This window comes from Providencia sp., from assembly GCF_040396775.1.
In the GTDB taxonomy this organism is placed as follows: domain Bacteria; phylum Pseudomonadota; class Gammaproteobacteria; order Enterobacterales; family Enterobacteriaceae; genus Providencia.
Window position 1 is genome coordinate 57,931 of the sequence record NZ_JBEBNT010000006.1, and the last position, 22,796, is coordinate 80,726.

19 protein-coding genes and 1 other RNA gene are annotated in these 22,796 nt (G+C 42.0%); 16 read left to right on the top strand and 4 right to left on the bottom strand.

Annotated elements, in window-relative coordinates; all coding sequences use genetic code 11:
• The 10 genes from nadC (at window position 1) to acnB (ending at window position 14,466) form a co-directional block, all read left to right on the top strand.
• Window positions 1-903, top strand: a complete 903-nt coding sequence (gene nadC / locus ABWP91_RS09000) for a carboxylating nicotinate-nucleotide diphosphorylase (protein ID WP_353242981.1) — start codon at window positions 1-3, stop codon at window positions 901-903.
• A gap of 601 nt (window positions 904-1,504) precedes the next feature.
• On the top strand, window positions 1,505-2,275 hold the full coding sequence (pdhR, locus tag ABWP91_RS09005; protein WP_219246550.1) for a pyruvate dehydrogenase complex transcriptional repressor PdhR: 771 nt from the start codon (window positions 1,505-1,507) through the stop codon (window positions 2,273-2,275).
• Window positions 2,276-2,446: 171 nt separating this feature from the next.
• On the top strand, window positions 2,447-5,113 hold the full coding sequence (gene aceE / locus ABWP91_RS09010) for a pyruvate dehydrogenase (acetyl-transferring), homodimeric type (protein WP_353242982.1): 2,667 nt from the start codon (window positions 2,447-2,449) through the stop codon (window positions 5,111-5,113).
• 13 nt (window positions 5,114-5,126) lie between these two features.
• Complete coding sequence (aceF, locus tag ABWP91_RS09015) at window positions 5,127-6,992, top strand: pyruvate dehydrogenase complex dihydrolipoyllysine-residue acetyltransferase (protein ID WP_353242983.1); 1,866 nt, start codon at window positions 5,127-5,129, stop codon at window positions 6,990-6,992.
• A gap of 204 nt (window positions 6,993-7,196) precedes the next feature.
• Window positions 7,197-8,624 (top strand): dihydrolipoyl dehydrogenase, encoded by a 1,428-nt coding sequence (gene lpdA / locus ABWP91_RS09020; RefSeq protein WP_206082677.1) that lies wholly within the window; start codon window positions 7,197-7,199, stop codon window positions 8,622-8,624.
• A gap of 270 nt (window positions 8,625-8,894) precedes the next feature.
• A complete protein-coding gene (locus tag ABWP91_RS09025) occupies window positions 8,895-10,211 on the top strand; it encodes a tRNase toxin domain-containing protein (protein ID WP_353242984.1) in 1,317 nt (438 codons plus the stop codon).
• A 28-nt stretch (window positions 10,212-10,239) separates the two neighbouring features.
• Entirely contained in the window at window positions 10,240-10,464 is a 225-nt protein-coding gene (locus ABWP91_RS09030) for a hypothetical protein (RefSeq protein ID WP_353242985.1), read from the top strand.
• Window positions 10,465-10,561: 97 nt separating this feature from the next.
• Window positions 10,562-10,909, top strand: coding sequence for a DUF3969 family protein (locus ABWP91_RS09035; RefSeq protein WP_353242986.1), 348 nt, complete (start codon window positions 10,562-10,564; stop codon window positions 10,907-10,909).
• 137 nt (window positions 10,910-11,046) lie between these two features.
• Window positions 11,047-11,427: a VOC family protein gene (locus ABWP91_RS09040; RefSeq protein WP_353242987.1), complete on the top strand. Its 381-nt coding sequence runs from the start codon at window positions 11,047-11,049 to the stop codon at window positions 11,425-11,427.
• Window positions 11,428-11,868: 441 nt separating this feature from the next.
• A complete protein-coding gene (gene acnB, locus ABWP91_RS09045) occupies window positions 11,869-14,466 on the top strand; it encodes a bifunctional aconitate hydratase 2/2-methylisocitrate dehydratase (protein ID WP_353242988.1) in 2,598 nt (865 codons plus the stop codon).
• Window positions 14,467-14,683: 217 nt separating this feature from the next.
• Here acnB and ABWP91_RS09050 read toward each other — a convergent pair whose 3' ends face one another.
• On the bottom strand, window positions 14,684-15,061 hold the full coding sequence (locus tag ABWP91_RS09050) for a VOC family protein (protein WP_353242989.1): 378 nt from the start codon (window positions 15,059-15,061) through the stop codon (window positions 14,684-14,686).
• 181 nt (window positions 15,062-15,242) lie between these two features.
• On the opposite strand from ABWP91_RS09050, the gene ABWP91_RS09055 reads away from it, so the two are divergent.
• From ABWP91_RS09055 to ABWP91_RS09070, 4 genes are all read left to right on the top strand, one after another.
• On the top strand, window positions 15,243-15,608 hold the full coding sequence (locus ABWP91_RS09055; RefSeq protein ID WP_353242990.1) for a YacL family protein: 366 nt from the start codon (window positions 15,243-15,245) through the stop codon (window positions 15,606-15,608).
• A 142-nt stretch (window positions 15,609-15,750) separates the two neighbouring features.
• Window positions 15,751-16,617, top strand: coding sequence for a small-conductance mechanosensitive channel MscS (gene mscS, locus ABWP91_RS09060; RefSeq protein ID WP_353242991.1), 867 nt, complete (start codon window positions 15,751-15,753; stop codon window positions 16,615-16,617).
• Window positions 16,618-16,795: 178 nt separating this feature from the next.
• Window positions 16,796-17,428 (top strand): arginine exporter ArgO, encoded by a 633-nt coding sequence (gene argO / locus ABWP91_RS09065; protein WP_353242992.1) that lies wholly within the window; start codon window positions 16,796-16,798, stop codon window positions 17,426-17,428.
• A 155-nt stretch (window positions 17,429-17,583) separates the two neighbouring features.
• Window positions 17,584-18,315: an oxidative stress defense protein gene (locus ABWP91_RS09070; RefSeq protein ID WP_353242993.1), complete on the top strand. Its 732-nt coding sequence runs from the start codon at window positions 17,584-17,586 to the stop codon at window positions 18,313-18,315.
• Here the strand turns inward: ABWP91_RS09070 and ABWP91_RS09075 are convergent.
• Window positions 18,312-19,226, bottom strand: a complete 915-nt coding sequence (locus ABWP91_RS09075; RefSeq protein ID WP_219246576.1) for a LysR family transcriptional regulator ArgP — start codon at window positions 19,224-19,226, stop codon at window positions 18,312-18,314. The two genes, ABWP91_RS09070 and ABWP91_RS09075, sit on opposite strands and share 4 nt — an antisense overlap.
• A gap of 193 nt (window positions 19,227-19,419) precedes the next feature.
• On the opposite strand from ABWP91_RS09075, the gene rpiA reads away from it, so the two are divergent.
• Both rpiA and serA read left to right on the top strand, forming a co-directional pair.
• On the top strand, window positions 19,420-20,082 hold the full coding sequence (gene rpiA, locus ABWP91_RS09080) for a ribose-5-phosphate isomerase RpiA (RefSeq protein ID WP_219246578.1): 663 nt from the start codon (window positions 19,420-19,422) through the stop codon (window positions 20,080-20,082).
• Between the two features lie 483 nt (window positions 20,083-20,565).
• A complete protein-coding gene (gene serA, locus ABWP91_RS09085) occupies window positions 20,566-21,816 on the top strand; it encodes a phosphoglycerate dehydrogenase (protein ID WP_219246580.1) in 1,251 nt (416 codons plus the stop codon).
• A gap of 45 nt (window positions 21,817-21,861) precedes the next feature.
• On the opposite strand, the gene ABWP91_RS09090 is transcribed toward serA, so the two are convergent.
• Together ABWP91_RS09090 and ssrS are read right to left on the bottom strand one after the other, a co-directional pair.
• Window positions 21,862-22,452, bottom strand: a complete 591-nt coding sequence (locus ABWP91_RS09090) for a 5-formyltetrahydrofolate cyclo-ligase (protein WP_353242994.1) — start codon at window positions 22,450-22,452, stop codon at window positions 21,862-21,864.
• A 125-nt stretch (window positions 22,453-22,577) separates the two neighbouring features.
• Window positions 22,578-22,760, bottom strand: a non-coding RNA gene (gene ssrS, locus ABWP91_RS09095) — 6S RNA.
• Window positions 22,761-22,796 lie beyond the last annotated feature (36 nt).

Consider the following 22,796-nt stretch of genomic DNA (forward strand, 5'->3'; position numbering starts at 1 on the left):
ATGGCTATACGACGTTATGATGAACAGCAAAGACGTAGCATTTTATTAGAACGATTATCGGTTGATATCCCTTTTATGGTAACCGTGGCATTAAAAGAAGACCTTGGGCAGTTGGTTGACTATAAAAGAGATATTACAGGGCAGTTACTTAATGAAAGTACTATCTCAACCGCCCGTATTATTACACGTGAAAACGGTGTTTTTTGTGGTAAACAATGGTTGGAAGAAGTCTTTCTTCAATTAGGCGGCCAAGTAAAAATTGATTGGAAAGTGCAAGATGGTGATACGGTTACACCAAACCAAGTATTGTGTGAAATGCAGGGCCCGTCTCAAGTATTATTAACAGGGGAGCGGACCGCACTGAATTTTATCCAAACACTCTCTTCGGTTTCGACAGCAACCGCGATATATGCAAAAGAGATTGCGAAGACGCGCGCTAAGTTACTTGATACCCGTAAAACCATTCCAGGACTAAGAACCGCGTTGAAATATGCCGTGCTTATGGGGGGAGGGTTTAACCATCGTTTGGGGCTTTCAGACGCTTATTTAATTAAAGAAAATCATATTATTTCAGCGGGTTCTGTGGATAAAGCCGTTGAGTTCGCTAGACAAGCACACCCCGAAGTGCCTATTGAGATTGAAGTGGAAAGCCTAGACGAGCTACTTTTGGCGCTGAACGCAGATGCAGACATCATCATGTTAGACAACTTTACACCAATAATGATGAAAGAAGCGGTAGTGCTAACTGCAGGGAAGGCTGCGCTTGAAGTTTCAGGCAATGTGACACTAAAAACAATAAAAGAATTTGCAGAGACGGGCATTGATTTTATTTCAGTCGGAGCTTTGACTAAACACATTCAAGCAATGGACTTATCAATGCGTTTTGTTGATAACCATTCCTAGAGCATCATCACGCTATCTAAAGTTTGATATGAGAACTGTATTGTACAATTTTATCGTACAGTTCTCTTGTTTCTCAATGAATGACTTGTACTAGCATTTCGCAAAATTGAAGCATTTGTATGATATTTTTTTAAAAGCAGTGATTTTAATCTAAAGAAAACTGACCAATTTGGGTTGAATAAGCCTTTGGGTATTTGAGATAAGTACAATCTTGGTTGTGAAGTTAACATTTTTGAAACAAAAAAGGTGAGGTATTTGAGTATAATAGAGTAGTTAAGGTTTTATTCGATTTTTAATTTACTTATTTTGAATTTTTATTCATAAATTTAATTGATTTTACGATTCAGCTTGTATTTTTAATCGGTAATAGATGTTTTTTATGTTAAAACTATTCTCATGACATTGGTTGTTTAGTTATCAAAACATGCTAAATTTTAAAAAAAATTGTTAAGATTTGCAGGATTTTATGATTTAGCGCAAGGTCTTTATGGACAGATAGTGAATACTTTGTTACTTTATTAGCCCATAAACAAATTGGTATTACCAATTAACACTGGGTAATACGTAATCAATAATTACTCACTAATGAATATGGCAGATTATGACTTACGGTAAAATTCGCCAACCAAAGTTATCAGATGTAATAGAGCAACGGCTTGAACATCTCATTTTCGAAGGGACATTGCGCCCTGGCGAAAAGCTGCCCCCTGAACGCGAACTCGCAAAGCAGTTTGACGTATCTAGGCCATCAGTGCGTGAAGCTATTCAAACATTAGAAGCGAAAGGGCTTCTATCTCGTCGCCAAGGCGGCGGTACCTTCGTACAAAAGAAAATGTGGCAAAGCTTTAGCGACCCTTTAGCTCAGTTACTCGAAGGTAATCCTGAATCTCAATTTGATCTTCTTGAAACTCGTCATGCCCTTGAAGGTATTGCGGCCTATTATGCTGCACTCCGTGGTACTGAAGAAGATCTTGACCGTATTCGTCAAAGTTATGAACTCATCGAAATAGCGCAAAAAAGTGGCGAGTTAGATGCTGAATCAGATGCAGTGCTCCAATATCAACTCATTGTGACAGAAGCGGCTCACAATGTGGTTTTGCTGCATTTATTACGCTGTATGATCCCGATGCTAGAACAAAATATCCGTCAAAACTTTGAATTTTTGTATACCCGTAAAGAGATGTATAACGCGGTTAGCTCCCATAGAGCGCAGATTTTTGCTGCTATAATGGCGAGGGAGCCTGAAAAGGCACGTGAAGCATCTCACCGTCACCTATCCTTTATTGAAGATTTGCTGTTGGATATTAGTCGAGAGCAAACTCGTAGAGAACGTTCTTTACGGCGGTTACAGCAACATCCTGATTTAACTTAATAATATAGATCCTGACTGCTGCGTCTATATTATTGTAAATGCTCTAAAAGAGCGTTAAAGCGGCAACTACATCAGGGCCTATCTTCCCGCTGTTTTAGCAATATTGGGAAAATAGCAGGAAGATAGGCTCCACATAACCATATAAAATAGATAACAGATAAGGAATACACCATGTCAGATATGTTAAAAAATGACGTGGATCCGATTGAAACTCGCGACTGGCTACAGGCGATTGAATCGGTCATCCGTGAAGAAGGTGTTGATCGTGCTCAGTTTATTATCGAACAGGTATTAAGCGAAGCGCGTAAAGGCGGCGTAAGTATTGCTGCTGGTGCATCTGGTCGTTCTGATTACATCAACACAATTGCTGTTGAAGATGAGCCTGCATACCCTGGTAACATGGACTTAGAGCGCCGTATTCGCTCTGCAATTCGCTGGAACGCAGTAATGACTGTTCTGCGTGCGTCTAAAAAAGACTTAGAACTGGGCGGCCATATGGCTTCTTTCCAGTCATCAGCAACCTTGTATGAAGTTTGCTTCAACCACTTCTTCCGCGCTCATAATAACAATGATGGCGGGGACTTAGTATTCTTCCAAGGCCATATCTCTCCAGGTATTTATGCACGAGCTTTCTTAGAAGGTCGTTTAACTGAAGAGCAAATGAATAACTTCCGTCAAGAAATTGGTGGAAATGGCCTGTCTTCATATCCACACCCTAAATTGATGCCTGATTTCTGGCAGTTCCCAACAGTATCAATGGGGCTGGGCCCAATCAATGCTATCTATCAAGCTAAGTTCCTGAAATACCTTGATAACCGTGGCCTGAAAGATACATCTGCGCAGCGCGTATATGCATTCTTAGGTGATGGTGAGATGGATGAGCCAGAATCTAAAGGTGCGATTACTATCGCAACACGCGATAAATTAGATAACTTAGTTTTCGTTATCAACTGTAACCTGCAACGTCTGGATGGTCCAGTAACAGGAAACGGTAAAATTGTTAACGAATTAGAAGGTATTTTTAACGGTGCTGGCTGGCAAGTTATCAAAGTTATGTGGGGCGACCGTTGGGACGAACTGCTGCGTAAAGATACGAGCGGCAAACTTGTTCAATTAATGAACGAAACCTTAGACGGCGACTACCAAACCTTTAAATCACGTGATGGTGCATACGTCCGTGAGCACTTCTTCAATCGTTACCCAGAAACAGCTGCATTAGTTAAAGATATGACTGATGATGAGATTTGGGCACTGAACCGTGGTGGTCACGATCCGAAGAAAGTCTACGCTGCATTTACGAAAGCAAAAGAAACCAAAGGCAAACCAACCGTTATTTTAGCTCAAACCATTAAAGGCTATGGTATGGGCGAAACGGCGGAAGGTAAAAACATTGCGCACCAAGTGAAGAAAATGAACATGGACGGCGTTCGCCATTTCCGTGACCAATTCAACGTGCCAGTGGCTGATGATCAAATTGAAAAACTGCCATACATTACTTTCGAAAAAGAGTCAGAAGAGTACAAATACCTGCACGAGCGCCGTCAAGCGCTAGGTGGTTATTTACCTGCTCGCCGTTCAACTTTTGATGAGAAACTGGAAATCCCTACACTGGCAGATTTCAGTCAATTATTAGAAGAACAATCCAAAGAAATTTCGACCACGATCGCTTTCGTTCGTGCATTGAACGTGATGTTGAAAAACAACTCTATCAAAGAGCGTTTAGTGCCAATTATTGCTGACGAAGCGCGTACATTCGGTATGGAAGGTCTGTTCCGTCAAATCGGTATTTATAGCCCTAAAGGCCAACAATATACACCGCAAGACAGAGAACAAGTTGCCTACTATAAAGAAGATTCGAAAGGTCAAATTCTGCAAGAAGGTATCAACGAGCTGGGTGCAGGTTCTTCTTGGTTAGCGGCTGCAACATCTTACAGCACTAACAACTTGCCGATGATCCCATTCTATATCTACTACTCAATGTTTGGTTTCCAACGTATTGGCGACTTAATGTGGGCAGCGGGTGACCAACAAGCGCGCGGCTTCCTGATTGGTGGTACTTCAGGTCGTACAACGCTCAACGGTGAAGGCTTACAACACGAAGATGGTCACAGCCATATTCAATCACTGACTATTCCTAACTGTATTTCTTATGACCCTGCGTTCGCTTATGAAGTTGCAGTGATCATGCAAAACGGTTTAGAGCGCATGTACGGTGAGAAACAAGAGAACGTGTATTACTACATCACGACTCTGAACGAAAACTACCATATGCCAGCAATGCCAGAAGGTGCAGAAGAAGGTATCCGTAAAGGTATCTACAAACTGACTTCTGTTGAAGGTAGTAAAGGTAAAGTGCAGTTATTAGGTTCAGGTTCAATGATGCGTCACGTTCGTGAAGCAGCAGATATCCTGTCTACTGAGTATGGCATCGGTTCTGATGTTTACAGCGTAACTTCATTCACTGAATTGGCGCGTGATGGCCAAGATTGTGAGCGTTGGAACATGCTGCACCCATCTGCAACACCACGCGTTCCATACATTGCACAGGTAATGAATGATGCGCCAGCGGTTGCATCAACTGACTACATGAAACTGTTTGCTGAACAAGTTCGTACTTACGTGCCTGCAAGTGATTACCGTGTACTGGGTACTGATGGTTTTGGTCGTTCTGACAGTCGTGAAAACCTGCGTCACCACTTTGAAGTGGATACCAGCTATGTCATCGTAGCAGCGTTAGGTGAATTAGCTAAACGTGGTGAAGTTGATGTTAAAGTCGTTGAAGAAGCGATTAAAAAATACAACATCAACCCAGAAAAAGTTAACCCACGTTTGGCATAAGAGGTAAATATCAATGTCTATTGAAATCCAAGTGCCAGATATCGGTGCTGATGAAGTTGAAGTCACCGAAGTGATGGTTAAAGTTGGCGACAAAGTAGAAGCAGAGCAATCGCTCATTACCGTTGAAGGTGATAAAGCTTCTATGGAAGTCCCATCGCCACAAGCGGGTGTGGTGAAAGAAATTAAAATTGCGACTGGCGACAAAGTGAAAACTGGCTCGCTGATCATGGTCTTTGAAGCAGAAGCGGGTGCAGCTGCGCCTGCTCCAGCACAAGCGCCAGCTGCCCCTGCGGCAGCACCAAGCGCAGCAGCGTCAAAAGACGTTGCTGTACCTGATATCGGTGGCGATGAAGTTGAAGTGACTGAAATCATGGTTAAAGTTGGCGATACCGTGACTGCGGAGCAATCTTTAATTACCGTTGAGGGCGATAAAGCATCAATGGAAGTCCCTGCGCCATTTGCAGGTACCGTTAAAGAAATCAAGATTGCGACGGGCGACAAAGTGAAAACTGGCTCGCTGATCATGGTCTTTGAAGTTGCAGGCGCAGCGCCAGCCGCTGCTCCAGTTGCACAAGCCGCAGCACCAGCGGCCCCAGCAGCCTCTGCAATTAAAGATGTTAACGTGCCAGATATCGGCGGTGATGAAGTTGAAGTTACCGAAGTGATGGTTAAAGTGGGTGACACCGTTTCTGCTGAGCAATCAATCATTACGGTTGAGGGCGATAAAGCATCAATGGAAGTTCCTGCACCATTTGCTGGAACCGTTAAAGAAATCAAGATTGCGACAGGCGACAAAGTGAAAACTGGCTCGCTGATCATGACCTTTGAAGTCGCCGGTGCAGCACCAGCTGCGGCGCCAGTTGCTCAAGCAGCGGCACCAGCACCTGCAGCAGCGCCAGCTCCAGCAGCTTCTGCACCTGCGAAAGCAGCTGATAGCAAAAATGAATTTGTTGAGAACGATGCATACATTCATGCAACACCGGTTATTCGCCGCTTAGCACGTGAGTTTGGTGTTAACTTAGCGAAAGTAAAAGGCACTGGTCGTAAAGGCCGTATCCTGCGTGAAGACGTTCAAGCTTACGTGAAAGATGCAGTCAAACGTGCTGAATCTCCAGCTGCGGCAGGTGGCGGTTTACCAGGTATGCTGCCATGGCCGAAAATTGATTACAGCAAATTTGGTGAAGTTGAAGAAGTCGAACTGGGTCGTATCCAAAAAATCTCTGGTGCAAACCTGAGCCGTAACTGGGTGATGATCCCGCACGTTACGCTGATGGAAGAAGTGGATACCACTGAAGTTGAAGAATTCCGTAAGCAACAAAATAAAGAAGCAGAGAAGAAAAAACTGGACGTGAAAATCACGCCATTAGTTTTTGTCATGAAAGCGGTTGCTCGCGCTCTGGAAGAAATGCCGCGCTTTAACAGCTCGATTTCTGAAGATGCACAGCGTCTGTTCTTGAAAAAATATATCAATATCGGTATCGCGGTTGATACACCAAATGGCTTAGTTGTTCCTGTCTTTAAAGACGTTAACAAAAAAGGCATTTTAGAGTTATCTCGTGAACTGATGGAAGTTTCTAAGAAAGCACGTGCAGGTAAACTGACTGCGGCTGATATGCAAGGCGGATGTTTCACCATCTCTAGCCTTGGTGGTATCGGTACAACCGGTTTTGCACCAATCGTGAACGCACCAGAAGTCGCTATTATGGGGCTGTCACGTTCTTCAATGAAACCTGTTTGGAACGGTAGCGAGTTTGTTCCTCGCCTGATCCTGCCTATGTCACTGTCCTTTGACCACCGTGTCATCGATGGGGCTGATGGAGCACGCTTCATCACCCTAGTAGGGCAATTAATGAGCGATATTCGCCGTTTAGTGATGTAAATAATAAGACCGGCGAATAAGCCGGTCTGTTTTATTTAGGCTGAGGCAGAATTTTTTGCTGCTGCTACGAAAGGTTGGGAGTTACATCACGAAATGAGCCTTTTCAGGGTGTTAACAATTCTGTAAACTGCTCTCGGTGTGTACTTTTCCAGTGGAAGATCGTTTATTCAGCAGTACCGCTGGACAAAACAAAAAGAGGTCATGATGAGTACTGAAATTAAAGCCCAAGTCGTTGTGCTTGGTGCAGGCCCTGCAGGTTATTCTGCGGCTTTCCGTTGCGCTGACTTAGGTTTAGAAACTGTTTTAGTAGAACGTTATTCAACCCTTGGTGGTGTTTGTTTAAACGTTGGCTGTATCCCTTCAAAAGCTTTGTTGCATGTTGCAAAAGTGATCGAAGAAGCGAAAGCATTAGCAGAGCACGGTATCGTATTTGGTGAGCCAAAAACGGATATCTCTAAAGTTCGCTTATGGAAAGAAAAAGTCATTAATCAGCTGACAGGTGGTTTAGCTGGTATGGCCAAAGGCCGTAAAGTTACCGTCGTTAACGGTCTGGGTAAATTTACCGGTGCAAATACACTGGTTGTTGAAGGCGAAAACGGTAGCACGACTATCAATTTCGATAACGCAATCATTGCAGCGGGTTCACGTCCAATTCAATTACCATTCATTCCTCATGAAGACCCACGTATTTGGGATTCAACCGATGCGTTAGAACTGAAAGAAGTTCCAGAGCGTCTTCTGGTTATGGGTGGTGGTATCATCGGTTTAGAAATGGGAACTGTGTACCATGCACTGGGTTCTCAAATCGATGTGGTTGAAATGTTTGACCAAGTCATCCCAGCGGCTGACAAAGATGTGGTTAAAGTATTCACCAAACAAATCAGCAAAAAATTCAACCTGCTATTAGAAACGAAAGTAACTGCAGTTGAAGCGAAAGAAGACGGTATCTATGTGTCTATGGAAGGTAAAAAAGCTTCCGCAGAACCACAACGTTATGATGCTGTGTTAGTGGCTATCGGCCGTGTTCCTAACGGTAAAAACTTAGATGCAGGCAAAGCTGGTGTTGAAGTTGACGATCGCGGCTTTATCCACGTGGATAAACAAATGCGCACTAACGTTCCGCACATCTTTGCTATCGGTGATATCGTTGGTCAACCAATGTTGGCTCATAAAGGTGTTCATGAAGGCCATGTTGCCGCAGAGGTTATCTCTGGTCTGAAACACTACTTTGACCCGAAAGTTATCCCATCTATCGCTTATACTGAGCCAGAAGTTGCTTGGGTTGGTTTAACTGAGAAAGAAGCGAAAGAGCAAAACATCAGCTACGAAGTGGCAACTTTCCCATGGGCTGCATCAGGTCGTGCAATTGCATCTGACTGCTCAGAAGGTATGACTAAGCTGATTTTCGACAAGCAATCTAACCGTGTTATCGGTGGTGCGGTTGTCGGTGTGAATGGTGGCGAATTACTGGGCGAAATCGGCCTTGCAATCGAAATGGGTTGTGATGCAGAAGATTTAGCATTAACTATCCATGCTCACCCAACACTGTACGAATCAATTGGTATGGCTGCAGAGATCTACGAAGGTAGCATCACTGACTTACCAAATGCAAAAGCGAAAAAGAAAAAGTAATTTTCTAATTCGCAATGGTAAATGGTCGCTCTAGTCGGCTATTTATCACTAACGCATATAAAGAAGCCAATGTGGAAACACATTGGCTTTTTTGTATCTGTCTAAAAATAAAAAACAATATTTTATTTAATTCACTAATTCTTATTTTAAATATAATTATTTAATTCTGAAATTTCATATTATTAGAATGATATCGCTTAGTTGACTATAAAAAATTAAAATCTTATTTTCCTTATTGAGTTATTTAATCGCTAATAAGGATATTAGATTATGGAAAATATGAGTCATATAGATTCAATGACAGTAATAGGAAGTCACTCCCCACCCAGTAGCTTTAGTCATTATTTTCAAAATGAAATGAATCATGTTTCTGATGACCAATATGAGGACATGCATAAAAATACATGGGTTACTGATTATTATGATAGGTTAAAAGAAGCGGATTATTATGATAGCTTCCATAAAGAGCCTCCTCAAAAGGAGTTTCATGATTATCAGGATCAGGTACAGTCACCACCAGAGTTACCCGTTTTAAAATATGAATCGCCAAAATCACCACAAGAAATTATCGAAGATAAAATTGTTATATTAAGGGGGGAACTGAGTAATATTGAAAAATCTTATGAGTGGAAGTTTTTGAATAACCCAGAGCAATACCCTTGTACTTATCAATGGAAGTTCTATTCATCAGAGTTAAATATCACTGCAACATTAAAATTAAATACGAAGCAAGATAGAGATAGAATTTTATCTAATAATTTTTCAGGTAAAATACCGGGTATACCCCGAGTTGATTTTTTTAATGTAGAGCCATTTTATAAGGCAGTTAATCAGCGCGTCGAAATAGAAGCAAGAAATCATTTATTGGCTTTTAAAGCGCGGCATCAAAATACGTTGAATGAAATTCAGTCTAATATAAATGAATTAAATAAACTGAGAATAGCTCGAAGTAGTGTATTGGCTATCCCCACGCCAAGTGTTCCTACATTACCTTATCGTGCAGGTTCAAACTCGCAAGTAACACAAGCGGCAAATAGTGACCTTGCGAAAGGTATCGAAAATACATTAGGCAATATTCGCGATGGTCTAGCGGAAACGTTTGATTGCTCTTTTGGCATGAGCTGCTCAAATGATTTAGATAAAGCAGCAAAAAATCCAAATGTTGGGAAGGAGTTATCAGGCTCTGATAAAATAGCGCTAGGCGGGGCTAGTTCAGGAAGCCCTGAGGGATGGGAGCCTGATGAGTTCCTTATAAAAAATAATGATCTTCCTTCTAAAGAAGAATTAAAGCAAGCTGCATCAGTAATCAATCGGAATGGTTTAACGAATGCAGGCAGATCGCTCCAAAAGCATGGAGGTAGGGAGGGGTCTACATACTCATATTCCAACCAAAAAGCATCAGTATTGAATCAGGAAGCTAAAGCATTAATCGATGAAATATTAGATAATCCAAATGTAATAATAAGATCTAGAGCTATTTATGAAAATAGGCAAAGAATTGAAGTCATTGATGCTAAATCACCGGATGGTCGGGTATTAAGATTTAGTATGGATGGTAAGAAATTTATTGGTTTTAGAGAGCCATAAGGTTAGCAAATAATTGATGGGGTATTTTATGTTAGAATACAGTGTTGGAAGTTCTTTAAGCCGAGATGATTTATATGCTGAGCTCTCCTTTAATAATGTTCAGTGGGGAGAAATATCATTATCTGAAGATAAAAGAGAGGTGAAAATTATTATTTACCCTGATTCAGATATTTTAGAATTTAATTACAATGAATTTTTATTATTGATAGAGAAAGCTAAAGACCATCTTTTACGTTTAGAGCCTTTAGTTTAATTTTCGCACAATCAGGCTGGTTCCCCCCGTTTTTAGAGTGGGGGAACCAAAGTGGAAGAGTTATTAATATAAAAATTAAACGGGGTTGGAGTAATAAATGATGAAGCTTTGCTATAGCATTGATGATAAACAGGCGAGCAAATTTATAAGCTTTTTAACTTTAGGTGTATTAACTGCATTAGATAGAAATTTGATATCAATTGATGAAGCGGAAGGATTTATTTTCAAACCGTATTTGGCCAAATTACTTGAACAAATGGGTTCTGAGGAAAAATTGATAGATATAATAAACCTAGGTTGTGAATTAGATGATGTGGCAAGCTTATATCCAGAAGATCTCCATGTTCAGATAAAAGATCTATTAGACAAAACATTATCAGTAATCTCTCATAGTGAAGATTTAGGACGGTTAATTGATCGAGAAGTCAAAATCGTTGAAGATTAACCTTCTAATTAGAGAGACCCTATTTGATTAGTTAAGTCATGATGTATTCGTCATGACTTAACTACCATATAGCGCACTTTAAACCAATCGCATTCTTGATCTTGCTATGTAACTTATTAATATAAAAATTACTTTTAATGACTCACATGAGTGCACAAGTCATCATGCAACTAAAACCGACTGCGATTTTAATTCACGTACCTGATGTTCAAGCAGGGCTGGCTTGGTATCAACAGGCATTTCCTCAAGCCATTGCTGAATATTTACCTGAGTTTGACTTTACCTTATTGCATGTGGGGGACTTCACGATAGAAGTGGTGCAAGCGGATGAAAAAGTCAGTGAAGGTAAAAAAGGGACTGTGCTGTATTGGCAAGTAGACAATTTTGCTTTGGCGTTTGAGTATTTCACTCAACTAGGGGCTAAGTTGTATCGTGGACCGATGTTAATAGATGGTAACAAGCAAATGTGTCAGTTCGTTGATCCCTTCGGAAACTTGCTTGGAATAAAAGGCCAATAAAATCAATTAAATCCTTTAAGTTTATTAAAACCAATCGCAATGATTTACCTTATCAATTAGTAATGTAAATAAAATTGCGATAATAAATATAATTTGTGATACCTGAAGGAAAAAGCCACAAAAGAGGGTGCTTTACTTAGCAAAATGCATTATAAAAAGTATGGTTTTTTCAGCTTTTTATGATGATTTATAGTCTCTTAAGCTAAAAAATAACCCGTAATTAAGTGTTAAGGCATGAAGTTAGTAGATAAATGTTACTTTCTTGTGAATGAATTAACATTACGTTTAAATTCTGCTATGCTGAGAGCCCGAAGCTGGACATAATTTTACCGCCATTGAGATTATGCGAGCAAATTCCTCTGACCTGGCACCGGATGATATTTTTGTCAATAAGGTGCAGACAGCCGGGTATATAAATAACAAAGAAGCGAGGAGAACGTCGTGCTAGAAGAATACCGTAAGCACGTAGCCGAGCGTGCCGCTCAAGGGATTGTCCCTAAGCCATTAGATGCGTCACAAGTAGCTGCACTGGTAGAGTTACTGAAAAACCCACCCAAAGGTGAAGAAGATTTCTTGTTAGACCTGCTGACCAACCGCGTCCCCCCTGGTGTTGACGAAGCAGCGTACGTAAAAGCTGGATTTTTAGCCGCAATCGCAAAAGGCGAAACATCCTCCCCTCTGATCTCCCCTGAAAAAGCGATTGAACTGCTTGGTACTATGCAGGGTGGATATAATATCCATGCACTGATTGAAGCGCTGGATGATGCTAAATTAGCCCCTATCGCGGCAAAAGCCCTTTCCCACACTTTATTAATGTTCGATAACTTCTACGATGTAGAAGAAAAAGCGAAAGCTGGGAATGCACACGCGAAGCAAGTTATTGAATCATGGGCTGATGCCGAGTGGTTTAAACAACGTCCGGCATTAGCCGAAAAAATGACTGTCACGGTATTTAAAGTGACAGGTGAAACCAATACCGATGACTTATCACCGGCACCAGATGCATGGTCACGCCCAGATATCCCTCTGCACGCGTTAGCGATGCTGAAAAATGCCCGTGAAGGTATTGAGCCAGATGACGCAGGTAACGTTGGGCCAATCAAACAAATCGAAGCACTGAATAAAAAAGGCTTCCCACTGGCGTATGTCGGTGATGTTGTGGGTACGGGGTCTTCACGTAAATCTGCAACCAACTCCGTACTGTGGTTTATGGGCGATGATATCCCATTCGTACCGAACAAACGTGGTGGTGGTGTGGTATTAGGTGGCAAAATTGCGCCAATCTTCTTTAATACAATGGAAGATGCGGGTGCGCTACCAATTGAAGTGGATGTCTCTAAACTGAATATGGGTGATGTCATTGATATCTATCCATTTAAAGGTGAAGTTCGCAACCACGAAACCAATGAATTACTCGAAACGTTTGAATTAAAAACTGACGTGCTGATTGACGAAGTGCGTGCAGGTGGTCGTATTCCACTGATCATCGGTCGTGGTTTAACCAGCAAAGCGCGTGAGTCATTAGGTTTAGAAGCAACTGACGTTTTCCGTCATGCGAAATCCGTTGCACAAAGCAATCGTGGTTTCTCATTAGCACAGAAAATGGTTGGTCGCGCTTGTGGTCGTCCAGGTATTCGCCCAGGTGAATATTGTGAGCCAAAAATGACCTCTGTTGGTTCGCAAGATACGACGGGCCCAATGACGCGTGATGAGTTAAAAGACTTAGCGTGCTTAGGCTTCTCTGCGGATTTAGTGATGCAGTCATTCTGCCACACTGCGGCATATCCAAAACCGGTTGACGTAACAACTCACCACACATTACCTGATTTCATCATGAACCGTGGTGGTGTTTCTCTACGTCCGGGCGATGGTATTATCCACTCGTGGTTAAACCGTATGTTGTTACCAGATACAGTTGGTACAGGTGGTGACTCTCATACTCGTTTCCCAATCGGTATTTCGTTCCCTGCGGGTTCTGGTCTGGTGGCGTTTGCTGCGGCAACAGGGGTTATGCCACTGGATATGCCAGAATCTGTATTGGTGCGCTTTAAAGGTGAAATGCAACCGGGTATCACGTTACGTGACCTTGTACATGCTATCCCATTATACGCGATTAAAGATGGCCTTCTGACGGTTGAGAAAAAAGGGAAGAAAAACATTTTCTCTGGTCGTATTTTAGAAATTGAAGGTCTGCCAGAACTGAAAGTTGAACAAGCGTTTGAATTAGCGGATGCATCTGCTGAGCGTTCAGCCGCAGGTTGTACGATCAAACTGGATAAAGCGCCAATCACCGAATACCTGCAATCTAATATCGTCCTGTTAAAATGGATGATCGCTGAAGGTTACGGCGACCGTCGTACTATCGAACGTCGTATTAAAGGCATGGAAAGTTGGTTAGCGGACCCGCAACTGCTTGAAGGTGATGCAGATGCGGAATATGCAGCTGTAATTGAAATCAATTTAAATGATATCAAAGAGCCAATTCTGTGTGCGCCAAATGACCCAGATGATGCACGTTTGCTGTCTGATGTTCAAAATGAGAAAATCGATGAAGTGTTTATCGGTTCTTGTATGACTAACATCGGTCACTTCCGTGCCGCAGGTAAGTTATTAGATTCGCACAAAGGCCAGCTACCAACACGTTTATGGGTTGCTCCACCAACGAAGATGGACGCAGCGCAATTAACGGAAGAAGGTTATTACAGCGTATTTGGTAAGAGTGGGGCGCGTATTGAAGTCCCAGGCTGTTCACTGTGTATGGGTAACCAAGCACGTGTGGCAGATGGCGCTACCGTCGTTTCGACTTCAACACGTAACTTCCCGAACCGTTTAGGTACTGGGGCGAATGTGTACCTTGCATCCGCTGAGCTCGCGGCTGTTGCATCACTGTTAGGCCGTTTACCAACCCCTGCTGAATACCTGCAATATATGGACAAGGTGGATGAAACTGCGGCAGATACTTACCGCTATCTGAACTTTGACCAGTTATCACAATATACGGAAAAAGCTGACGGTGTGATTTTCCAAACCGCAGTCTAATTCATTATTTTGGTAATGATGAGGCCTCTACTAATTAGGGGCCTTAGGTTGTTAACAAAGCAGGATAAAAGCGTGATTTTTCCTGCTTTGTGTTATCAGCCGAAAATCAAAAAATTGATTTTCCTCGTCTATTTTCAAAACCTATCCAACCTGCAGCCAAACCTAATCGGTTTGCCAGCAGTCTGAGGCCTCTACAAACAGAGGCCTTTTTTATACCTTAAAGATATTCAGAAATCTCAATCAGGTTTAAATCCACATCACGTAAATAGATAGATAGGATTGGCCCCATTGCCCCTGTTCGTTTCACGGGGCCTTCGATAATTTCTACCCCTTGCTGTTGAATATGCGCTTGAACTTCAGCGAGAGGGGTGTCGCTGATAAAACACAAATCTAACGCACCAGGTACAGGCAAGTGTGCTTTGGGTTCAAACTCTTTACCATACTGGTGAATATTGATTTTTTGCTGGCCAAATTGCAGGGCATAACGCTGATCACCAAAGGTTATGACCTGCATTTTTAAAACGCGTTGGTAAAAATCAAGGCAGGCGTCTAATTGTGTTGTCGTGAGGACGATATGGTCTAAGCGATTGATCATTGAGACTCCTATTTAGTACATTCACATTATTTGCATTAATTTTAAGCGAGTTTTATCGGAGATGCGTTGAAATTCATGCCTTTATTGAAATATCTCAGGATAGGCGTTAATACCGCTCAACAAACTCAATTGTCTCGCGTTATACTGAGCCATAATGACGCAAAGAGTAGAGGTATTGCATATGGACTACCAATTTTTCCAAGATATCACCGGAGCTATCTCCGCAAAATTCTCGATGGATCATGAGGCGATTGGATATTGGCTAAATGAAGAGGTTAAAAATGACCTTAGTCTGCTCGATACTATCGAAGAAAACTACGAAAAACTAAAAGGCAGTGAAAATCAGTGGGAGCTGATTGGGCATGAATATACGCTGCTACTTGATGATGAAGAAGTGATGATTAAAGCTAACCAGTTGTCATTTGAAACTGAAGGCCTCGAAGAGGGAATGAGTTACTATGATAATGAAAGTGTTGCTTTTTGTGGTATTGACGACTTCCTATTAATGTTAAAAGACTATCGTGTTTTTGTTATCGAAAACCGATGAATGCATTTTTTTCAGTGATAAGTTTTGTATTTTAACAAATTATCGCTATTATTTGCAGTGTAAAACTAGTGATTTAACGCTTTAGTTAAAGTGGGCTAGCGGAAATTTATTTTTTGATAACAAAAGCGAAAGGAACCAACATATGAATACTGATGATGTTACAGGTGCGTTGAATGATGCAACGAATTGGTTTGTCGCAAACCAAGATCTGTTAGTCCAGTATGTGGTGAATATTGTTTCTGCCATTGTCATCCTGATTGTCGGTATGATGATTGCGAAATGGGTTGGCCGCGGTTTACACCGTGTGATGACCATGAAAGGCATTGATAGCACAGTCAGTGACTTTTTATCGGCAATTGCACGTTATACCATTGTTGCATTTACCTTAATTGCCGTTTTAGGCAAGATTGGTGTTCAAACGGCTTCTGTAATTGCCGTGATGGGTGCTGCGGGTTTAGCGGTAGGTTTAGCATTACAAAATTCACTGGGTAACTTTGCTGCAGGTGTATTGCTGGTGGTATTTAGACCACTGAAAGCGGGCGAATATGTGTCTATTGGTGCTGTTGAAGGTACCGTGCAAAATGTGCAAATTTTCTCTACTACACTGAAAACAGCAGATGACCGAATTATTGTTATTCCGAATGGTAAGATAATTGCGGATAACATCATCAACACAACTCGAGAGCCTAACCGTCGCCAAGATATTATTGTTGGTGTAGCTTATGATTCTGACATTGATGTCGTGAAAAAAGTATTAGGTGACATCGTTGCCGCTGATGGCCGTATTCAACATGGTAAAGGCGTGACAATTCGTTTGCATGATATGGCGCCATCGTCATTAAACTATTTAGTCCGTTTTTGGACAACTAATGGGGATGCATGGCCTGTCTATTGGGATTTATTAGAAGAATTCAAACGTGCATTAGACAAGCACAATATTGGTATTCCGTTCCCACAAATGGACGTGCATGTACATAAACAAGGTTCAGAAACCCATAAAATTCAATAAACGAATTTTTAATTAGATTCAATAAAATAGCGCTATTTATGGCGCTATTTTTGTCTCTGCATTACCCTTCCATTGTATAAGTCAGGCTTATGACCTATTAGAGTTAATCATTTCCACTAATAATTTTTTCTCGCTACTATTTGCGCATACGAATTGAATAATTATTAGGGTTTTTTGCATGTTTACAACGTATGTTCAGGGTGCGCTTCTTGGTGCAGCAATGATTTTACCGCTAGGGCCACAAAATGCCTTTGTTTTACAGCAAGGCAGCCGTAAACAGTTTCATATGATGAGTGCATTTCTATGCGCTTTAAGTGACACCGTGTTAATTATTGGTGGGGTATTTGGTGGTAGTGCGCTATTAAGTCAATCCGAAATATTGATGCAGCTAATTACATGGGCAGGGGTTATTTTTCTGGCGTGGTATGGCTATGGCGCGTTCCGTACCGCACTCAGCCCGGATGATGTGGTATTACAAGCTGAAAGCAAAGTGATTACCCGCTGGAAAGTGATTGTGACACTCTTTGCCGTCACATGGCTAAACCCGCATGTTTATTTAGACACTTTTGTGGTGCTTGGTAGCGTGGGGGGACAATTAGAAAGCCAGTTACGGCCTTGGTTTACGGCGGGGGCGCTGACGGCATCGTTTGTTTGGTTCTTTGCTTTAGCAATTTTAGCTGCATGGTTTTCGCCAGTGCTGAATAAGCCTCGTTCACAACGAATTATCAACGTTTTTGTGGGAAGTGTGATGTGGTTTATTGCATTTCGATTGGCAATACAAGGGCTTAAAGGATTAGGGTTAATATCTTAATAACAACACAACCTCAACAGAATGATAAATACTGTGAATTTCTCATTATTCTGATCTGCACTTTTTTTATGATGTGTTACTGTTAATTTGTACTCGGGATAGTTTATGGTGAACTATCCCTTTTTTAGCAACAAATTATTGTGTTGGGAGGTTCTGTGAAATTAAAATCTTTAGTTCTCGCTGCCATAGTGGCAGGTACAGCGGTTCCTACCCTGTCTCTGGCTGATGCGTTACCGAGTGGCCCACACATTACCACATCCGGTAATTCCGTTGTGAAAGCAACCCCAGATATGGCGACGTTGAACATTGTCGTTGAAGTGACTGTAAAAGATGCCGCTGCGGCAAAAGCCGCTGTGGATAAGCGCGTTGCCGAGTATTTCGAATTCTTAAAGAAAAATGGAATCGAAAAACAGGACATTAACGCCGCCAATGTGCGTACGCAGCCAAAATATGATTACAGCAGTGTAAAACAAAAATCGACGATTGAAGGTTATACTGCAATCCGTTCAGTTGAAGTGAAAGTGACAAAACTGGACCAACTGAATACCCTGTTAGACGGTGCGTTAGCGGCAGGTTTAAATGATATTAACTCAGTGCAATTTGGTGTGTTAAAACCTGAGCAATATCGTGATGCAGCCCGCGCGCAAGCCATCAAAAATGCAACAGAGCAAGCGACTGAAGTTGCAAAAGGGTTTAATGCGCAGTTAGGCCCAGTGTATAGCATCAGTTACAATGCGCCTGCGGCAGTGCCTTACCCAATGGCGGCGAGAGCTTATGGTGGAAAAATGAAAGCGGCTGCTCAAGATCTCAACATTGATGAGACCTATGAACAGCAAAGTATTGATTTTAATGACCAAGTTGATGTGGTGTTTGAACTAAAACGTTAACTTTCAGCTGCAATTTCATCTTCTTGTTTTAACATCTGACGTCCTGTTTTTAATAGGGCGTCAGTTACTCTCTTCATGGTGCGGCTTTCAGGCGCAAAGCGGTGCCAGTACAGCATACGGCGTTGGCACAACCCCGGTGTTAAGTCGACTAACTCACCATTTTTTAATTCATCAGCAATCTGCAAATGTGGGATCATACAACAAGTAGAACCCTGCTTAGCTAATTGCACAAAGGCTTCAGATGAATTAACAATATGGCAAGGTACACTGCCCGGCGATAAGCCAAAGTTTTGCTGAACAAACGCTTGGTGCATATCATCCAAGTGGTCAAATGCCACTGCGGGGGCTTTTAATAGGGATGAGCGAGTGACGCCATCTGGGAAATATTTGGCGGCGAAATCAGGAGAAGCAACAAAGATATAGTCCAAGGCGCCGAGTTTATCCACTAAACAGCCGGGTAACGCTTGTGGCTGGATACTGATTGCACCCACCACTTCACCGCGTCTTAAACGTTCTTGTGTGCGGGTTTCGTCTTCTACTTGGATGTTCAACCGAATAGGGCTATTGCCTAAAACAGGGTTGAGCGCAGGGAGAAACCATGTTGCTAAACTGTCGGCGTTGACGGCAAGGGAAAGTAACAAAGGTGTTGAACCTGTATTTTCATCCCCAAGCCATTGTTCTTCTAGCAATTCAACTTGATGAAGCAGCGCTAACAGCTTTTGCCCTTGTTCAGTCGGATGCGGCGGAACGGTTCGCACAAGTAACGGTTGCCCAAACAGGTTTTCTAGCTGTTTTATCCGTTGTGAAACAGCGGATTGCGTGATGCAAAGCTTTTGAGCTGCGCGCTCAAAGCCGCGTTCGCGGATAACAGCATCCAGTGCTTGTAATGCGCGATAGTCGGGGCGCTTCATCAAAGAGTCTCCTTGTTGTTATTCTGCTAAGCACTATGCCATATTTTTATTGATAACACTTGCAATTATTGCGGGCACTCGACAAATCACAAGAAGTAACGCACAAATGCAGCGAACAACACTGCAACTTATTGTGGGCTCGGTATATACTAATTCTTAATTACGTCTCAATTAAATAGCAAAAGGCATGAGCATGACGCAGGATGAATTAAAAAAAGCGGTGGGTTGGGCAGCACTGGAATACGTAAAACCCGGCACAATTGTTGGTGTCGGAACAGGGTCTACTGCATCACACTTTATTGATGCATTGGCGACAATGAAAGGACAAATTGAGGGCGCCGTTTCTAGCTCCGAAGCGTCTACTCAAAAACTTAAATCATTGGGCATCCCTGTTTTTGATTGTAACGAAGTGGATTCATTAGATGTTTACGTTGATGGTGCGGATGAAGTTGACCATCATATGAACATGATTAAGGGCGGTGGCGCTGCGTTAACACGTGAAAAAATTGTTTCTGCGATTGCAAAAACCTTTGTGTGCATCGTTGACCAATCAAAACTGGTGGATGTGTTAGGCAAGTTCCCTCTGCCTGTTGAAGTTATCCCAATGGCACGTAGTTATGTGGCGCGTGAATTGGTCAAACTGGGTGGTACACCAGAATACCGTCAAAATGTGGTCACTGATAACGGCAACGTGATCTTAGATGTTCACAATTTAAGTATTGTTGACCCTGTTGCATTAGAAAACACCATCAACGGTATCGCAGGTGTGGTGACTGTTGGTTTATTTGCTAATCGTGGTGCTGATGTTGTCCTAATGGGAACAACGGATGCTGGGGTTAAAACGATTAAATTATAATCGTCAATTAGTTGTGATGAATTAATTTGCTCAATATATAAGCCAGTAAACTGTGTTGTTACTGGCTTTTTTGTGCCGTAAAGAAAGGATTAACGTATTTAGTAAGTGGGTAGATGGAAAAATAATTGACCAGTTTTATAAATATCATTAATTTGAAATTTATTTCATTATTTTTATTATTCCACGATTTTGGTGATATATCTCACACTAATATGCATTGTGCAGGAAAAATCCTTATTTTGTGTTACTGCTCCTGATTTTCTACCATTTAACTTCTTTTTCCTTGCGCTTTTTAGCACCCCTTAAGCAAACGGTTGTATTGATACTGCGCCGAATTTTGCTATGTTGGTATACTCTTTTCAGATTTCAAGGTAGATGAATGTGCTGGTATGGATATGCCTTGAATTATGTTGAGCAAAACCATGAGTCAAACAAGCAAATTCATCTGTCACAAATTTAAAACGTTCACGATAGGGTAGGGAAATGGTCAAGGTATCTTTGCATAAAGACAAAATAAAATTTTTACTGCTAGAAGGCGTTCACCAAAGCGCGGTTGATAACCTAAAAGCAGCGGGCTATACCAATATTGAATACCATAAAAGTGCATTATCTGATGAAGAATTAAAAGAAGCGATTAAAGATGCACGCTTTGTTGGTATCCGTTCCCGCACTCATTTATCTGAAGAGATTTTCGCTGCAGCTGAAAAGTTAGTGGCAGTCGGTTGCTTCTGTATCGGAACCAACCAAGTGGATTTGGACGCTGCGGCAAAACGCGGTATCCCTGTCTTTAATGCACCATTCTCAAACACCCGTTCCGTTGCTGAGATGGTATTAGGCCAATTATTGCTGTTGTTACGTCGTATTCCTGAAGCGAATATGCAAGCGCACCGTGGTATTTGGGAAAAACAAGCGAAAGGCTGTTTTGAAGCACGTGGAAAACGCCTTGGTATTGTTGGATACGGCCATATCGGTACACAGCTGGGGATCTTAGCTGAAGGTATTGGTATGAATGTTTTCTTCTATGATATTGAAAACAAACTGCCTTTAGGAAATGCAACGCAAGTGCGTTCTTTGACGGAGTTACTCAATATGAGTGATGTCGTCAGCCTGCATGTGCCAGAAACGGCCAGCACGAAAAACATGTTTGCTAAAGAACAGTTTGACCGCATGAAACCAGGTTCAATCTTTATCAATGCGTCACGTGGTACAGTGGTAGATATTCCTGCATTGGCAGCGGCGCTAGAAAGCAAGCATTTATCCGGTGCGGCGGTTGACGTATTCCCAAGTGAGCCAGCCGCAAATAACGACCCGAATGACCCGTTTATTTCTGAACTGATTAAATTCGACAATGTGATTTTAACACCACACATTGGGGGCTCTACAGAAGAAGCACAAGAAAACATTGGCTTAGAAGTTGCGAGTAAACTGGCAAAATATTCTGATAACGGTTCAACGCTTTCTGCGGTTAATTTCCCAGAAGTTTCTCTGCCAGTGCACACTGAAGACACTAACCGCTTCTTGCATATCCATGAAAACCGTCCAGGTATCTTGAATAGCATTAACCAAGTGTTTACTGACAACAACATTAACGTGGTGGGTCAGTACTTACGGACGTCAGGCAATGTCGGTTACGTCGTTATCGATGTACTGATGCAAACACCAAATCAAACGGATGAAGCGTTACAAAAACTGAAAGACCTGCCGGGCACTATTCGTGCGCGTCTGTTGTTCTAAGTTCGCATAACCCTTTTTATTTCTCATGATATGGCGTAGGTATTATTACCAGCGCCATATTTTTTTTGGGGTAATAATTTCAGGCAGTGGAATATCCCAATGCGCAACAGGCAGCTGTTCAACCTGTTGGCAATCATGAGCCAGCCCTATAGGGTAAAAACCACTTTGTTGCCAATTCGCTAACGTTCTATCGTAAAAACCACCGCCCATACCTAAGCGTTGCCCTTGGCTATCAAAGGCTACTAAGGGGATTAACATCACATCAAGTTGTTCTGGCGGTAAAACATCACGCACATCTAAGGGGGGCTCGGCAATATTAAAACGGTTTTTTACGAGTTGTGTATCAGGGCGATAGTGCAGAAATAGCAAATGATGGGCACTAAAAGGGTGCAAAACAGGCAAGTAAACCTGTTTATTTTGTTGCCATAGAGCATCGATAAGTGGTTGGGTATTAATTTCACCATCAAATGATAAAAATAGCGCGATATTTTTTGCTTGTGCAATTTTAGGGTGCTGTAACGCATTGAGCTTGGCTCGTTCAGCCGCTATTTTTTGCTGCTCAGGGGTTAACTGACGTCGAGCTTGGCGTATGGTTTGGCGGATTTGTTGGCGTTGCGTAGAAAGTGTGTCTTGCATATAAATAACCTACAGTGGGCGGCGATAGGAAATAGCAATATTCAAAACAGTATATCGCAAGGCCAGAAATAGTGTAGGTTAATAAATTGAGCTTGAGAGATTGAAAGTATAACACGAAAAAATTGAGGGTCTCCAAGATGCCGTTGTAGGCTGTAACCCTTGAACCCTTGGTTCAAGGTGAACGCAGTTTAGCAACCTTTAGGCTTCCTGAACGAATCCAGGCATGCTCACCAGCGCAATAACCGCATTCTTTTTAGTTGAAATATCGGCTCAGGGGACTCGCCCACTCACGCGCATCTCAGAGAAATTTGGTTTGAGAACTTATCGTTACTCAGTGACTTCAT